The sequence below is a fragment of the Corynebacterium callunae DSM 20147 genome (assembly GCF_000344785.1).
GTDB lineage: Bacteria > Actinomycetota > Actinomycetes > Mycobacteriales > Mycobacteriaceae > Corynebacterium > Corynebacterium callunae.
The window spans coordinates 752,282-767,503 of sequence record NC_020506.1; the positions used below are offsets into that span (position 1 = coordinate 752,282).

Annotated in this window: 13 protein-coding genes and 1 tRNA gene; 8 read left to right on the forward strand and 6 right to left on the reverse strand. The window is 53.5% G+C overall.

The features are described 5' to 3' along the window. Nucleotides 1-43: 43 nt before the first annotated feature. Entirely contained in the window at nt 44-532 is a 489-nt protein-coding gene (locus H924_RS03580) for a M48 metallopeptidase family protein (RefSeq protein WP_015650596.1), read from the forward strand. A 10-nt stretch (nt 533-542) separates the two neighbouring features. Here H924_RS03580 and H924_RS03585 read toward each other — a convergent pair whose 3' ends face one another. Further along, nucleotides 543-1,946, reverse strand: a complete 1,404-nt coding sequence (locus tag H924_RS03585; protein ID WP_015650597.1) for a zinc-dependent metalloprotease — start codon at nt 1,944-1,946, stop codon at nt 543-545. Between the two features lie 85 nt (nt 1,947-2,031). Here H924_RS03585 and H924_RS03590 point away from each other — a divergent pair, with 85 nt between their 5' ends. Next, entirely contained in the window at nt 2,032-3,087 is a 1,056-nt protein-coding gene (locus H924_RS03590) for a YlbL family protein (RefSeq protein WP_015650598.1), read from the forward strand. Here the strand turns inward: H924_RS03590 and H924_RS03595 are convergent. Both H924_RS03595 and H924_RS03600 read right to left on the reverse strand, forming a co-directional pair. Then, nucleotides 3,084-3,761 carry a hypothetical protein gene (locus H924_RS03595; protein ID WP_015650599.1) on the reverse strand — a complete coding sequence of 226 codons (678 nt, stop codon included), beginning with the start codon at nt 3,759-3,761 and terminating at the stop codon, nt 3,084-3,086. The genes H924_RS03590 and H924_RS03595 overlap by 4 nt on opposite strands. 74 nt (nt 3,762-3,835) lie before the next feature. Continuing rightward, nucleotides 3,836-4,360 carry a PPA1309 family protein gene (locus H924_RS03600; RefSeq protein ID WP_015650600.1) on the reverse strand — a complete coding sequence of 175 codons (525 nt, stop codon included), beginning with the start codon at nt 4,358-4,360 and terminating at the stop codon, nt 3,836-3,838. A 101-nt stretch (nt 4,361-4,461) separates the two neighbouring features. On the opposite strand from H924_RS03600, the gene H924_RS03605 reads away from it, so the two are divergent. After that, entirely contained in the window at nt 4,462-7,407 is a 2,946-nt protein-coding gene (locus tag H924_RS03605; RefSeq protein ID WP_029703460.1) for a UPF0182 family protein, read from the forward strand. A gap of 40 nt (nt 7,408-7,447) precedes the next feature. Here H924_RS03605 and pdxR read toward each other — a convergent pair whose 3' ends face one another. Next, on the reverse strand, nt 7,448-8,824 hold the full coding sequence (pdxR, locus tag H924_RS03610) for a MocR-like pyridoxine biosynthesis transcription factor PdxR (RefSeq protein ID WP_015650602.1): 1,377 nt from the start codon (nt 8,822-8,824) through the stop codon (nt 7,448-7,450). 88 nt (nt 8,825-8,912) lie between these two features. Between pdxR and pdxS the strand changes: the two genes are divergently transcribed. From pdxS to H924_RS03630, 4 genes are all read left to right on the forward strand, one after another. Next, the gene (pdxS, locus tag H924_RS03615) at nt 8,913-9,821 is read left to right on the forward strand and encodes a pyridoxal 5'-phosphate synthase lyase subunit PdxS (protein ID WP_015650603.1); all 909 of its coding nucleotides are present in this window, start codon (nt 8,913-8,915) and stop codon (nt 9,819-9,821) included. Continuing rightward, nucleotides 9,818-10,414, forward strand: a complete 597-nt coding sequence (pdxT, locus tag H924_RS03620) for a pyridoxal 5'-phosphate synthase glutaminase subunit PdxT (RefSeq protein ID WP_015650604.1) — start codon at nt 9,818-9,820, stop codon at nt 10,412-10,414. The genes pdxS and pdxT overlap by 4 nt, the downstream gene beginning before the upstream one ends. A 106-nt stretch (nt 10,415-10,520) precedes the next feature. Beyond that, a tRNA-Met gene (locus H924_RS03625) sits at nt 10,521-10,594 on the forward strand. A gap of 342 nt (nt 10,595-10,936) precedes the next feature. After that, the gene (locus tag H924_RS03630) at nt 10,937-11,950 is read left to right on the forward strand and encodes a S1 family peptidase (RefSeq protein WP_245533896.1); all 1,014 of its coding nucleotides are present in this window, start codon (nt 10,937-10,939) and stop codon (nt 11,948-11,950) included. A 79-nt stretch (nt 11,951-12,029) separates the two neighbouring features. Here the strand turns inward: H924_RS03630 and hisN are convergent, their stop codons facing one another. Together hisN and H924_RS03640 are read right to left on the reverse strand one after the other, a co-directional pair. Continuing rightward, complete coding sequence (gene hisN / locus H924_RS03635; RefSeq protein WP_015650606.1) at nt 12,030-12,818, reverse strand: histidinol-phosphatase; 789 nt, start codon at nt 12,816-12,818, stop codon at nt 12,030-12,032. Between the two features lie 6 nt (nt 12,819-12,824). After that, a complete protein-coding gene (locus tag H924_RS03640) occupies nt 12,825-13,700 on the reverse strand; it encodes an inositol monophosphatase family protein (RefSeq protein ID WP_029703458.1) in 876 nt (291 codons plus the stop codon). A gap of 78 nt (nt 13,701-13,778) precedes the next feature. On the opposite strand from H924_RS03640, the gene prfB reads away from it, so the two are divergent. Further along, the gene (prfB, locus tag H924_RS03645) at nt 13,779-14,885 is read left to right on the forward strand and encodes a peptide chain release factor 2 (RefSeq protein WP_015650608.1); all 1,107 of its coding nucleotides are present in this window, start codon (nt 13,779-13,781) and stop codon (nt 14,883-14,885) included. Nucleotides 14,886-15,222: the final 337 nt, after the last annotated feature.

Below are 15,222 nucleotides of genomic sequence, written 5' to 3' on the forward strand. Positions count from 1 at the left end.
CCCGCCCCGTGCCCCTATTTCACCACAGATACAATGAGCTGTCATGCAGGAAATTGAGGTTATTCGCTCGGCTCGTCGCACTCGCACCGTGCAAGCAAAAATTGTGGACGGCAAAGTTCAAGTCCGCATTCCGGCTCGGATGTCAAAGGCCGAGGAAGAAAAAGCAGTTGCAGAGATCGTGGCTAAGTTGCATCGTCGTACGCGATCGTCTGCCTCTAGCGACGATGATCTCATCGCTCGTGCCCATCGCCTCAACGAGCAGGTCCTCGAGGGCAAAGCCACCGTTAATAGTGTGCGTTGGGTGAGCAACCAAAATAGTCGATGGGGATCGTGCACCATCGCCACGGCGGAGATTCGTATTTCAGATCGTCTGCGCGAGGTGCCAGATTATGTGCTGGATTCGGTTTTAGTGCATGAGTTAACACATACGTTTATTTCCGGCCATGGTCCAGAATTTTGGGAATGGGCAAATAAAACACCCTTGGCCGAGCGAGCCAAGGGCTATTTGGAAGCGTTGCAGCGCTGGGGCTGATTGCTACAGATTATTTTTCAGTATCTGGGTTGTCGGTGTCTTCGTCGTCAGAATCCTGCTTTTCGTCCTTCTTCTCTGCTTCTTCAGCGAGGAGCTTTTCCAAAGCGTTGATTTCAGCGATGGGATCAAAGGATTCTGCATCGGATTCGCCAAGCAAGCTATCGATAAACTCAGCTGGCTTAGCTACATCTTCAGCGGTAGGCAGGAAGTCTGGGTGATCCCAGATAGCATCGCGGCGTTTAACACCAACGGCGTTTTCTACACGACGCCACAGTTCGGCTGCCTCTGTAACCTTTGGTGCACCGAGCTCAATGCCAACAACCTTGGCGAAGGCCTGTTCGGCAGATCCGCCAGTGGCGCGACGGCGACTCCATGCTTCATTCATCGCTTCGGTGCTTGGAATACGATCGCCCATTGCCTGGGTGACAACAAGATCCACCCAGCCTTCAACCAAAGCCAGCAGAGTTTCCAAACGAGCAACGGCATTGGCATTACGGGAGCCAATGCGTGGGGAGAGATCCATACCCTGGAGCTCGTTCATCATTTCCTGCAGGCGCTCGGGATCTGGATTATCCATTTGGAAACTGCCCATTGCTTCTTGGATATGCGAGGTATCAATTTCTAGTCCGGCGGCGTATTCCTCAACGGAGGAAACTAGGCGCTCTACCAGCCATGGCACATGTTTAAACAGGCGCTGGCGGGCAGCTTCGCGGGCACAAACATAAACCAGCATTTCCTGTGGGGCGATATTCAAGCCATTGGAAGCTTCAGCCAGATTCACCGGCAAGATGGCAGAAACACCAGCAGGGGAGACGGGGAGCCCAAAGTCAGAGCCGCTGAGAGTTTGCTTGGCTAGATCTCCGAGAGCATTACCCAACTGCATCCCGAAGTTCATTGATGACATGGAGTTCATCATCTGAGACATCGGACCCATCATCTCGCGGGCTTCCTCAGGCAAGTTTTCTAATTGTGCTTTATTCATCTGTTCTGCCACTGGGGAGACCAGACGCTTCCACACCGGCAAGGTGTTGGACAGCCAGTCTTCTGCGTTCCAAGCCACCACGCGGTGACCGGAGGTTGGGAGCTCGGTGGCATCATCAAGCCAAAGTTCCGCCAGTCGCAAGGATTCCTCCACTGCTTCTTGGTCGGATTTCTTAATGGCAGCAACATTTCCGATTTGCTGGCGCGCAATGCGTGCTGCGAGATCATAATTAACTGGGCCTTTAGCCTCAGGTGAGTTCATCGAATCACCCATGCCCGAAAGCATTTGGCCAAATTGGTTGAGGATATCGCCTAATCCGCCGGCACCCATATTGCCGCCACCGAAGAAACCGAAAGGATCGTTATTATTACGATCCTTATCGTTGTCATCGTCATTGTTTCCGAAAGAGAAACCGAAGCCATTGGAATTCATAACTACCAATCTACAAGGCGCCTATTTGTCAATGCCATGATCTAAACAACGCTGTTAGCGAACACAGGTTGTAGGGTGGATATTCGTGAACCGCCGACTCAAAACCCTTGTATGGGGTGCAATCCCTTTAGTGGCCTTGGCATCCCTGGTTAGCATTGACCATATTCCCGGTACCGAAATCAACTTGAGCGTGCCTTATGCCGCTGAAGGACCCGGTCCTACCTTCAATACCTTGGGCGAAGTTGAGGGCGAAGATGTGGTGTCTATTCAAGGCGCAGATACAGATGAGGTCAGTGGCAATCTGAATATGACCACCGTGTCAGTGCGCTCTGGTATGACATTGTCCCAGGCTTTGTCGCGCTGGCTTTTTACCGATGACACCCTGGTACCCATTGAACAGATCTTCCCCTCCGGCCAAAGTGCTGAAGAAGTTCAGGAATCCAATCGCACTGCTTTTGTTTCCTCAGAGGCTAATGCCACGATCGCTGCTATGAATTACCTCAAGATGCCAGTCAAAGTTGAGGTTGTGGAAGTTGTGGAAGATAGCGCTGCCGCCGGGCACTTTGAGGCGGGCGATCATTTGCTCAGCATCGACGGCACCGAGATTAAGACTCCCGGCGAAGCTCAGGAAATCGTCCGATCCAAGGCTCCTGGCGATTCTGTAACCATTCGCTATGAACGAAACGGTGCAGAGGCAGAAGATAGCATCACTCTAGGCGAACACCCCGAGGATTCTTCGGTTGCGCTTTTGGGAATTTCTATGACCTCGGTGCCCAGCAATGGCATTGAAGTTGATTACAACCTGGAAGATGTCGGAGGTCCGAGTGCAGGCATGATGTTCTCGCTAGCAGTCGTCGACAAGCTCTCTGCGGGGCAGCTTAATGGTGGCAAGTTTGTGGCCGGTACCGGCACTATCTCTGAAGATGGCACGGTGGGGTCCATCGGCGGAATCGCGCACAAGGTGCGCGCCGCCGAGGAAGCCGGGGCTGAGGTATTTTTGGCGCCTGCTGATAACTGCGCGGAGGCCATGAGTGCAAAACCGGAAAATATGACGATTTTGAAGGTTTCCACGCTCGATAATGCGATCGCCCAAATGGAAGCCTATTCCCAGGGCGGAAATTATGAGATCTGCGGCAACTAGCTCTTAGCCGCAGTAGTCTCGGTTACCTCGGTAGTGTCAGTGGCCCCAGTGGCCTCCCCAGCCTCGGTGGTCGCTGACGGATCGGAGGTCTCTGTGGTCTTGGGCTCCGCTAAGCCGAGCTCATAGATGCGTTCCTCGGGATCAATCTTGTCCGAGGACACCATCTGCTGGAGCACCAAACCTTTATCATTATCAACGACGGTAATAATGGACATGGTGCCAATTGTGGTCCAACCAACTACTTTCGAACCGGTATCCTCGACCACCCGTGAGCTGCGCAATTCCGTGAGCAGCTGAGTGGTGCTGGCAGCTTTAGAGGCATTCCTAAAGAATTGGAATTGCCCAACCTTTGAACCGGAACAGGCATATGAATCCTCCACGCCGGAAGGATCGCAGGTCTCAAACTCCGCAAAAAGCTCCTCCGGTGCCAGCGTTCCAAACACCTCATAAACCTTCTGAATATCCTTTGCCAACCCCGAGGTTGCCGTGCTTTCAGTGGTTGGGGTTTCAGGCAGGGCACTAGTAGTAGTGCTTTGCGACGAGATGCTGGTCGCAGGCGTTGTGGGAGTAGAAGTTTCCTGCGGAGAGTCGTCCTGTGTACACGCCGCTAAGAGTGGAATAAGCGCCACAAATCCCAGTGCAACGCGGGCATGCTTCTGCGGATTGGACGCCACTGTGTGAACTCCTAGCTATAAAAACGCGGGGTTTAACTAAACCAATCTTAGTCAAGTCTGCCAGATTGTCAGTTTTAGAACTCTTCTGGATCTGCTTCCAAGGTATAACGCAGTGCTGCAATAACACCAGGAGCAACACCGGGGCCACCACGTAGCTCGATCTCATCTTCGGCAAATGCACCACGCTCGGCCAATTCTTCTTCAGTTGGGCGCAACTGCAAAAGGGTTAGTTCTGCCTCCCCCCGTAGTACCCCGGAGAATAGGCGTGCCGGACGAGCTGCGGATCCGGGTTCGGAGACATCAGTAAACATGATTTCTTGAGCCAAAATAGCGCCGACGATTTCCTGTGGCCATGCTAGACGAGAAATGTAGTCTCCCAAAGCTTCAGAACCGGGCAGCAGATTATCAGGGAGATTATCTTGAACCACAAGGGTGAGCGGGGATTCTTCCAAATCGCTGTCAAGAGTGTCCAGCAACATTTCGCTTGGTACCAATGCAAACAGGGTAGGGCCCGCATCCCAGCCTTCGGCATGGATAAATTCCACGGCCTCGAGCATGGCCTTATTTAGAGCCTGGGGACTGTAGATAGCATCATTCATAAATTTTTTTCCTTTTGGGAAGATACTTGTTGGTCTTTATAGGTGATTAAACCGTAGAGTAGGGGAGAAAAGCTGAATCACGTATACCTAAGGATATTGTCTTGTCGACTGGTCTTACACCTCCGCCCCAACCGATCAAGCGACCTCCAAAGGCGGTGACGTGGATCTTTGGCATTATTGCGCTAATTATCCTCATTGCCCCCATGGGTGTCGGTTTTTACACCGACTGGCTCTGGTTTGGTGAAGTGGACTTCCGCGGGGTCTTCACCAAGGTTCTTGTCACACGCATCATTTTGTTTGTCATTTTTGCGCTTGTGGCCGGATTTGTCACCTGGCTTGCTGGATACTTTGCCATCAAATTGCGTCCTGATGAAATAGCCGCCTTTGATCGTGATTCGCCGGTTTACCAGTACCGCCAGATGATCGAAAATAGCCTGCGAAGAATCTTGCTCTTTGTTCCTATTTTTGTGGGTTTACTAGCAGGCCTGGTGGGGCAGCGCTCCTGGCGCACCGTTCAGCTCTGGCTTAATCGCCAACCTTTTGGCATCCAAGATCAGCAATTTGGCAAGGATTATGGCTTTTATGCCTTCGACCTGCCAATGATCCGCCTGGTTGTAGAGTCCTTCTCCCTATTACTGATCGTCGCCTTCGTGATCGCCCTGGTGGGACACTATCTCCTCGGTGGTATCCGCGCTGGCAACCAAATGACTGGCCAAAAGGCTTTTGTCTCCCGTGGTGCCCGTGCACAGCTGGCTATTACTGCAGGTATTTGGATGCTTGTAAAGGTCGGTTCCTATTGGTTGGATCGTTATGATCTCCTGACTCAGGAAAACTCCACCTTCACCGGTGCGAGCTATACCGATATCAACGCCCAACTCCCAGCCAAGATCATCCTCATGGTCATTGCACTGTTTGTGGCTTTTGCATTCTTCTCCGCCATCTTCCTGCGCGATCTTCGTATCCCAGGTTTGGCAGTAGTACTGATGGTGCTGAGCTCTGTAGTTATCGGAGCCGTTTGGCCACTGATGCTGGAGCGTTTCTCCGTACAGCCAAACCGTGCGGAAAAAGAATCCGAGTATATTTCTCGCAATATTGAATCCACTCGTTTTGCCTATGGCATTACCGATGAGGATGTCACCTATGAGGAAAACTGGGGTGCTGGCGAAACTACCAATGCGGAAGTAGCTGCAGACTCTGCAACCATTTCCAATATTCGTTTGCTCGACCCTCAGATTTTGTCTCCGACCTTCACTCAGCAGCAACAGCTGCGTAACTTCTATGGCTTCCCCGACCAATTGGCTATGGATCGCTTTGTAGTTGATGGTCAATTGCGTGACTTTGTGGTTGCCGCTCGTGAGCTTGATCCAAATGCACTGCAGCAAAACCAGCAGGACTGGATTAACCGCCACACGGTTTATACCCACGGCAATGGCTTCATTGCGGCGCAGGCTAACCAGGTTGATGAGGTTGCCCGCGATGTCGGATCCACCCGTGGTGGTTACCCGGTTTATACCGTCTCTGATTTGCAGTCCAATGCTCGTGCCGCCGAAAGCGAAAATGCTGAAGAACTCGGTATCAAGGTTGATCAGCCCCGCGTTTACTATGGTCCACTGATCGCATCTGCGACCGATGGTGCCGATTACGCCATCGTGGGCTCTACCGGCGATGGCCCGGTGGAATATGACACTGATACCTCCAGCTACACCTATGAAGGTGAAGGCGGAGTCGGAATCGGCAACTTGGTTAACCGTGCAGCATTTGCATTGCGCTACCAAGAAATGAATATGCTGCTTTCCGATCGTGTGGGCGAGGATTCCAAGATCCTCTTTGAACGTGATCCTCGTGCTCGCGTGGAGAAGGTCGCACCGTGGTTGACCACCGATTCCAAGACCTACCCAACTGTGATTGATGGTCGCATCAAGTGGATCGTTGATGGTTACACCACTCTGGACAGCCTGCCTTACTCCACTCGTTCCTCATTGACTGAGGCAACTCAGGATACGGTGACTCCAGATGGCACCCAGCAGCAGCTAATTACTGATCAAGTTGGTTATATCCGCAACTCGGTTAAGGCCGTGGTTGATGCTTATGACGGCAGCGTTGAGCTCTATGAATTTGATACTGAAGATCCAGTACTCAAGGCATGGCGTGGCGTTTTCCCAGATAGCGTGAAGCCTGAGTCTGAGATTTCCGATGAACTGCGCGCGCACCTGCGTTACCCAGAAGATCTCTTCAAGGTCCAGCGCGACATGCTGGCTAAGTACCATGTTGATGATTCCGGTACTTTCTTCACCAACGATGCTTTCTGGTCTGTCCCTAGTGATCCCACCGCAGCTGAAGGCCTCCAGGAACTAAAGCAGCCTCCTTATTATGTTGTTGCTGCTAATCCAGAGACCGGCAATCCTAGCTTCCAGCTGATTACACCTTTCCGTGGTCTCCAGCGTGAGTATCTCTCTGCACATATGTCTGCATCTTCGGATCCACAGACCTATGGACACATCACGGTTCGTGTATTGCCAACCGATGCTTCAACGCAAGGTCCAAAACAGGCCCAGGACGCAATGATGTCATCTGACCAAGTTGCCCAAGATCAAACCCTGTGGCGCGGTTCGAATGATCTGCACAACGGCAACCTGTTGACCCTCCCGGTTGGTGGCGGAGAAATCCTCTACGTTGAACCGATTTACTCACAGCGTAAGGATCAGGCCTCGGCCTTCCCGAAGCTGCTGCGCATGTTGGTCTTCTACAAGGGCCAGGTTGGCTACGCACCGACCATTGCAGAGGCGTTGTCTCAGGTTGGCATTGATCCAGCCGCCGCTCAAGACATCGTCGAAGTTGATGGAAATGTGGTCGAGCCAGAGGTAAGCGCTGCTGCTCCGGCAGCTGAAACTCCAGCCGCTCCGGCTGCAAATCAGGCTGAGGGAATCGCTGCGATTAATGAAGCACTCGATAACCTCGAGGCTGCACGCGATGGTTCCTTCGAGGAATATGGTCGCGCCCTCGACGCCCTTGATAAGGCTGTCGAAAGCTACCAATCAACTCCCTAATAGTTGAGTAAAGCGCTCCAGGATTATCCTGGAGCGCTTTTTAAATGCCCGAAATCGCATCGGCAATCTCTGCAAGTACCCAGTCCAAGGTGTCATCGTCATGGGAACCAAAACCAAAAACGATGCCATTTTCCGCCCCGGCACCGCCCCAATAATCGGACAAGGCAGTTACTTGTAAACCGCGCATCGCAAGCTTGTCGACGATTACCTCCGCGGGTGTTGCGGTAATCAGCACGGCATGCAGGCCACCATCAATCGGCCTAAGTTGCGCGCCGGGCAGTGCGCCGAGGCGCTCTTGTACGATGCTGCGCCGGCGACGATAAACCCGGCGCAAACGCTGAGTGCGGCGTCGCAAAGCACCCGAGGCCAGGTAAGTGGAAAGCGCAGCCTGGGTGATCGCGCCGACTGGCTGGCCGAGAATCCCGCGCAGCTGGGCCAACTCGGCTGCCAAAGCCGGGGGCAAAAGGAGATAACCACAGGCGATTTGCGGAGTGATCACGGAAGAAAAAGTGCCAAGCAGTACCGTGCGATCTGGGGCCAGGGCAGTAAGCGGAGGCAGTGGCATGCCCACATAACGCAGCTCGGAATCGAAGTCATCTTCAATGAGCAAGGTATCGCTTGTCTCTGCCCAATTCACCAAGGCGGTGCGACGCGCAGCGGAAAGCGATCCGCCGTAGGGGTACTGGTGGCTCGGGGTGACCAGCAATGCGTCCAAGTTAGTGGGGAGATTGGTGGCAATCAGGCCATCGGAATCGGTGGGGAGATCGTGGATGTGGTGTCCCAAAGCTTCGGGGATGCGTCGCAAACTGGGATAGCCGGGGGACTCCACGCCGACGGTCGATGAGTTTTTGAAAGTGCGCAGCAACAGAGATAACCCCTCGCGAGCTCCGGCGGTGACGATAATGCGCTGTGGATCGCAGACTAATCCACGCATGCGTCTGAGATGTTCGGCGATTTCATTTCTTAACTCTGCAAGTCCAGCATCGGGTAGCTCCCGGGGCGGTTGCGCACATGCGGTACGCCACGCCGCCCGCCATGCAGAATCTGCCAGAGTCGCCGTATCTGGAATTCCGGGATCCAGATTCAGCAGCGGGGGAGTAGGAGGTGGAGATTGCCGATGTGTGTTCTCTGTTTCCAAAGGCTTGAGCTGGTGCAGATTGGGATTGATAATTGTGCCCGAGCCATGGGTGCTGCTGAGGTAGCCTTCGGCGGCGAGTTGATCATAGGCAGTAACCACACTCCCCCGGGATACCCCCAATCGTTTAGCTAGTGCGCGGGTACTGGGTAAAGGATCGGCTGGGCTTAAGATTCCGGTGGCCAGCAGATCGCGAATTTGGGCGGTGAGCTGCGCAGGAATAGGTGCAGGGGAGGCTGGATTAAGCACCAGTGGCAGGGTGGAAATGAGGTCAGAGCGCATAGTTCTAGGGTGCTCTGAAAAGTGGTCCAATGCAACTAGTCGAATGTGGATCTATTCCTAGACCACTTTGGGGAGTTTGATAATTGCCATGACTGAACTAAACCAAGACAACAACCAGGCGACCGCCACCACCCGCGTGAAGCGAGGACTGGCCGATATGCTCAAGGGCGGCGTGATCATGGACGTGGTCACCCCAGAGCAAGCTCGTATCGCTGAAGATGCAGGTGCCACCGCCGTCATGGCACTTGAGCGCGTTCCTGCCGATATCCGTTCTCAGGGCGGCGTGGCCCGTATGAGCGATCCCGACCTCATCGAGGGCATCATCAACGCGGTTTCCATCCCAGTTATGGCCAAGGCTCGTATCGGTCACTTCGTGGAAGCACAGATTCTGGAATCGCTCGGCGTTGACTTCATTGACGAGTCCGAGGTGCTCAGCCCAGCTGACTACACCCACCACATCAACAAGTGGAACTTCCAGGTGCCTTTCGTCTGTGGTGCTACCAACCTCGGCGAGGCACTGCGCCGTATCACCGAAGGTGCTGCCATGATCCGCTCCAAGGGCGAGGCCGGCACCGGCGACGTCTCTGAAGCTGTGCGCCACCTCCGCACCATCCGCGGCGACATTAACCGCCTGCGCACCCTCGACGAGGATGAGCTCTACGTTGCTGCCAAGGAACTGCAGGCACCATTCGACCTGGTCCGCGAGGTTGCGCAGACCGGCAAGCTGCCAGTTGTCACCTTCGTAGCCGGTGGCGTTGCCACCCCAGCGGATGCCGCACTCGTGCGCCAAATGGGCGCCGAGGGCGTCTTTGTCGGCTCCGGCATCTTCAAATCCGGCAACCCAGCCGCCCGCGCCGCCGCGATCGTCAAGGCCGCAACGCTTTACGACGACCCCGCTGCACTCGCTGAGGTTTCTCGTGGACTGGGCGAAGCTATGGTTGGCATTAACGTTTCCGATGTTCCTGCTCCTCACCGTTTGGCGGAGCGCGGCTGGTGATTATCGGAGTTCTTGCACTCCAAGGTGGAGTTGATGAACATCTGCAGATGCTCGAGGAACTGGGAGTAACCGGACGTAAAGTTCGTTTGTCCCGCGATCTCGACGGCATCTCCGGAATCATTCTGCCTGGTGGTGAATCCTCAGTTATGGATAAACTCGCGCGAGCCCTAGATCTTGCCGAGCCGCTGAGACAGCGTATCGAAGAGGGGCTTCCCGTCCTTGCGACCTGCGCTGGTCTTATCTATGCAGCCAAAACTGTGGAAAATCCCGCACCGGGTCAACAGACCTTGGGAGTGCTTGATATTTCAGTACAAAGAAATGCCTTTGGTAGTCAAAAAAATTCCTTTGATACTGAACTAGATATCGCATTGCCAGATAAAGTCTTGGAAAAAGTGCAAGCCTCATTTATTCGTGCACCGCAGGTTGTCTCCTGGGGTGGCGATGTCACTCCGATTTCTATCTTGGGAAATGGGGCAGTGGTGGGTGTTTCACAAAGAAATATCCTGGCTTTGTCTTTCCATCCGGAAGAAACTGGCGATTCCAGAGTCCACCAAGCCTGGTTGGATACTCTTAAAAAGAACTCTGACCAGTAGATTTGAAGTTTGGCTTAGCGCTCTGTATAGTTTTAACACGTTGCCACAGAGCGTGAAAGCATTTTCTACTCGTGGCAGAGATTAAATGACATTTTAGTCATTGCGTCGCGGGGTGGAGCAGCTCGGTAGCTCGCTGGGCTCATAACCCAGAGGTCGTAGGTTCAAATCCTGCCCCCGCTACTAATTAACAAAAGCCTTACTAACTTCGGTTAGTAAGGCTTTTGTCATTGTTGCGCATTGTTGCGCATTGGTGCGGGAGGCGAGGGGTTCGTCGAAAAGCGTCGGTGTTTTAAATACCCCCAAATACCCCTATCGCCTGCGTAAAAGAGGTTTTTGCGGCAACGGCGGAGAATTTTGGCAACGACTCGGTCACACTTCTGAATTCAAGGGTTCAAAGTGACGTGGGGCATGGCAGTATATAAATCATTGCCCGTTTCATGTTATGAAAGTGAACTAAAGATCCTTATGCGCTTCCCGGTCTCACGCCGTGCCATTTTTTCCGCATCAATTCTTATTGCGGGAGTGAGTCTGACAACGCCAGCGCATGCAGCTGAGTGGGTGGACACCACGGCCGTGGTTGATCAAGCGAATGCGCAACTTTCACAATTCGGAATAACTCTTGATCGCAGTGCCGCGGAAAATTTCGATGCAAGCACCAATTCCACCATTGATGCAACTCTTGCGCCTTATGGTGTGACTGGGGTTTCCGCTGGCCAGGTTGTAGAACAGCCATTGGCACCGCCTGTTGAAACCGCTGAAACTGTGGCCACTGAACCCGTAGCCCAGCCCGCGCTGCCCAATTATGAGGTTCGCAACGATATTCAGTCTCAGGTAATGGCTGCAACCTTGGGTCAAGTGGTGCACCGAGTTCCAGGTTCTTGGTTTAATGCGCCAGCTGTTCCGGAGGAATCTCAGATAGTGGAAGAGCAGGGGCAATCACTTTATGGCCCGGGCACTCCGATCTATCTTGATGGCACCGCAATGTGCACCTTGGCGGTGACCGGAACTGACGCCGATGGTCGCAAAATTGGTATTACTGCCGGTCACTGTGGTCAAGCCGGTGATGCTGTGCGTTCTGGAGATTCTTATTGGGTAGGCGATTCTGGAACTGTTGTATATAACGCACCAAATGCGGATTACTCAGTTATTGAGTTCGGCTCTAATGCACAACTTACAAATTCTTATAACGGAATCACCGTTAACTCTGTAGGCGGCGGCGTTGCTCCCGGGCAACAGGTCTGCAAAAGTGGTGTTGCTACCGGCCTTACCTGTGGAATTGTGTGGTCTGCCGATCAGCGCATGACGATGTCCCAGGTCTGTGCCGGCCGTGGCGATTCCGGAGCTCCAGTTTTTGTGGATAACCGCTTGGTGGGCATCGTCTCTGGCGGCGTTATTCCGAATTATGACCTTTCCTGCACCACACCTTTGCAGGGTTCTTTGTTCATGCCGTCCCTGTCCGTAAATATGGACCAAATCCTCGGAGATCTTAATACCGTCAATGGTCCAGGTCGTGGTTTCCAGCCCACCGCTGGATAAAACGTAGCCCACAAAAAGGAAGGGCCTAGCTGCCAAAATTGGCAGCTAGGCCCTTCCTTATTCTGAGAAACAAGCCGGCTTAGGACTGCTTGAAGCGGTCCAGCACCTCTTGGTGCAATAGGCCATTGGTGGCGATAGCATCGCCACCATGAGGTCCATCAACACCGGCTAAAGAGGTGAAGCGACCGCCTGCCTCAGTGACCAAAATGGACAGAGGCGCCAGATCCCACAGACTGACTTCTGGCTCGGCAGCGATATCTACTGCACCTTCGGCGACTAGGCAGTAGGAGAAGAAATCGCCAAAGCCACGCAGTCGCCAGGTGTCATCGCTGAGCTCAATGAATTGTTCGCGAAGCTTGCGTTCTTCCCAACCGGAGAGGGAAGAAAAGGAAATGGAAGCATCCTCCAACTTAGACACAGAAGAAACCTGCAGCTTTCGAGGAGAAGTGCCATTAAAAGTACGCCAGGCGCCAGCACCCTCAGCAGCCCACCAGCGACGTGCCAAGGCAGGAGCTGAGATAACACCTGCAACGGGGCGGCCATCATCGAGCAGCGCAATTAACGTTGCCCAGACGGGAACTCCACGCACGAAGTTTTTGGTGCCGTCGATGGGATCGATAATCCACTGACGGACACTGAGTTCTACATCGCCGCCAAATTCTTCACCCAGGATTGCATCGGCAGGACGCGCAGTACTGAGCTTTTCGCGCAGTGCTTGTTCGGTCGCCAGATCGGCATCACTAACGGGAGTCATATCAGGCTTGGAGGAAACTTCCAGGTCAGTGGCTTCAAATCTTTCCAAAGTGAGAGAATCGGCAAGTTCAGCTAATTCCAGGGCCAGGGCTAAGTCATCTGCGTAGTTACTCATAATGTCCTAGTCTAGTGCGCTGAAGGTATCAGAAATCTCAGAGACAGCCTCGGCGTTTCCCGCCACACACCAAACTACGCCGCCAGCGTTGACCTTGATGCAAGCACCGCCCACACCTTCAATCAGCGCGCGACCCGGCAGCCAATCCCAATCGGCCACACTGTGCTGCACCCAAGCACCGACGCTGCCTTCTGCAACCCCGGCCAAATCCACCGAGCCAGCACCAAACATTCTGATGGTGGCAGGTTTGGTGGCAACGCTGCGCCACGCCTCATGGATCTTGTCATCGGCCAGGCGAGTGGGGTGAATATAGGTGCCAAGAGAAATGCTTTTCAGGGGTTCGTCGACAAGCATCTTTAGCTCCTTGCCGTCGCGCGTGGTCCGGATACCCGGGCCCCCGAACCAGGTATAACCCATGGCAGGGCGGTGCACCGCCCCAAAAAGCAGGCGATCGGGATTGGCAGGCTCGCCCTCTACCAGCGCGATTGCAGAGCACCAATAATCGGAGCCCTGCGTGAAGTTATAGGTGCCATCAACTGGGTCAATGACCCAGAAACGACCGCTTTTCGACGCCCGGTTGGCGCCTTCTTCACCAATCACGCCATCTTCCGGTCGCAGCGCTTCCAAAGCACCTGCAACAAAAGATTCGGCAGCGCGATCAGCATCGGTCACCACATCAGAAATCGAAGTTTTGAAATCAGTGGCGAGGCCATTTTCCCGCATCCGCCATGCCAAACGACCGGCGTTATAAACCAAAGCCTGTGCCAAATGTTCATCAGTGTCCTGCTCATGCGCAATGACAAAAGTTTTGGTGATGGTCTTGATCATGTCATCTAAGCTGGCGGCTGGATGAGTCTGCTCGGGATTATTCATACTCTCTATTGTGCATCCCTTAAGCTCAGCGTGCCGAACAGGGCGGAGTTCTTAGCTTAAACACCTAAACGGGTAACATATGCAGACATGCGTCCCGAAATTTCTGCAGCACTTTCTGAGCTCGACAGCACCCTCACCACCATTGAGAAGGTACTAAACCCGGAAGAAATGTCCGACCGAGTCCGAGAACTAGAAGCACAAGCAGCAGACCCTTCACTTTGGGACGACCCCGACCACGCGCAGCAGGTCACCTCTGAGCTCTCCCATGTACAAGCTGAGCTGCGCAAAATCACCGAATTGCGCCAGCGCATCGAAGATCTTCCCATCATGTACGAACTTGCCGAGGAAGAAGACGGCGATACCTCCATTGCCGATGAAGAACTCGAGGACCTTCGCGCATTGATTGAGGCTCTGGAAGTAAAAACCATGCTCTCCGGCGAATACGATGCCCGCGAAGCCGTGATTAATATCCGTTCCGGCGCTGGTGGAGTGGACGCTGCGGACTGGGCCGAGATGCTCATGCGCATGTACACCCGCTGGGCGGAAAAGAACGGCCACAAGGTAGATGTTTATGACATTTCCTATGCTGAAGAAGCTGGCATCAAATCCGCCACCTTCGTGGTCCATGGTGACTATATGTACGGCCAGCTCTCTGTGGAACAGGGCGCTCACCGTTTGGTTCGTATTAGTCCCTTTGATAATCAGGGCCGCCGCCAAACCTCATTTGCCGAGGTAGAAGTGCTGCCAGTGGTGGAAAAGACCGACTCCATTGACGTTCCAGACAATGAGATCCGCGTGGACGTTTACCGATCTTCCGGCCCTGGTGGACAATCCGTGAATACCACCGACTCCGCCGTGCGTCTTACTCACATTCCAACCGGCATCGTTGTGACCTGCCAAAATGAGAAATCACAGATCCAGAATAAGGCCTCTGCGATGCGGGTTCTCCAGGCGAAATTGCTCGAGCGTAAGCGCCAAGAAGAGCGTGCTGAAATGGATGCACTTGGTGCCGGTGGCAATGCTTCCTGGGGCAATCAAATGCGATCCTACGTTTTGCACCCTTATCAAATGGTGAAAGACCTAAGAACCAACTTTGAAGTAAATGATCCCCAAAAGGTGCTTGATGGTGACATCGATGGCTTCCTCGAGGCCGGCATTCGCTGGCGCATGGCGGAGCAAAACACCTCAAGCTAGGGCAGTTGCTTGGTTTTTGGTTTAAGTTTGGCTCGGGGAGTTGAAAAACCGTCCCGATTTACGAAGATCGGCTGCTTTAGAAGTGTTTTTTGCGTAAATCGGCACGGAAATTGGGGCAGCACCGTGCGGATTTACGCAGAACTTTTGTTTGCTTAGCGCTGTTTGCGTAAATCGGCACGCTTTGTGAATAAAATTGCCGGAACCCCGTTTTCGCAGGCGCGCTAGATGACGATTTAGGGCGCTTAAAGGGGTGGATCGATATAAAAGGCCATCTTCAAAGGTGTAGGCCTTAAAACGCAATTGCGCTAGGTGGGGCTTTTCTAGACGTTTACTGGGA

What these genes read in the sequence shown, in the direction of transcription:
- H924_RS03580 (WP_015650596.1), top strand. Translation starts at nt 44, where the DNA reads ATGCAGGAAATTGAGGTTATTCGCTCGGCTCGTCGCACTCGCACCGTG.
- H924_RS03585 (WP_015650597.1), bottom strand. Translation starts at nt 1,946, where the DNA reads ATGAATTCCAATGGCTTCGGTTTCTCTTTCGGAAACAATGACGATGAC.
- H924_RS03600 (WP_015650600.1), bottom strand. Translation starts at nt 4,360, where the DNA reads ATGAATGATGCTATCTACAGTCCCCAGGCTCTAAATAAGGCCATGCTC.
- pdxR (WP_015650602.1), bottom strand. Translation starts at nt 8,824, where the DNA reads ATGCGCTCTGACCTCATTTCCACCCTGCCACTGGTGCTTAATCCAGCC.
- pdxS (WP_015650603.1), top strand. Translation starts at nt 8,913, where the DNA reads ATGACTGAACTAAACCAAGACAACAACCAGGCGACCGCCACCACCCGC.
- hisN (WP_015650606.1), bottom strand. Translation starts at nt 12,818, where the DNA reads ATGAGTAACTACGCAGATGACTTAGCCCTGGCCCTGGAATTAGCTGAA.
- prfB (WP_015650608.1), top strand. Translation starts at nt 13,779, where the DNA reads ATGCGTCCCGAAATTTCTGCAGCACTTTCTGAGCTCGACAGCACCCTC.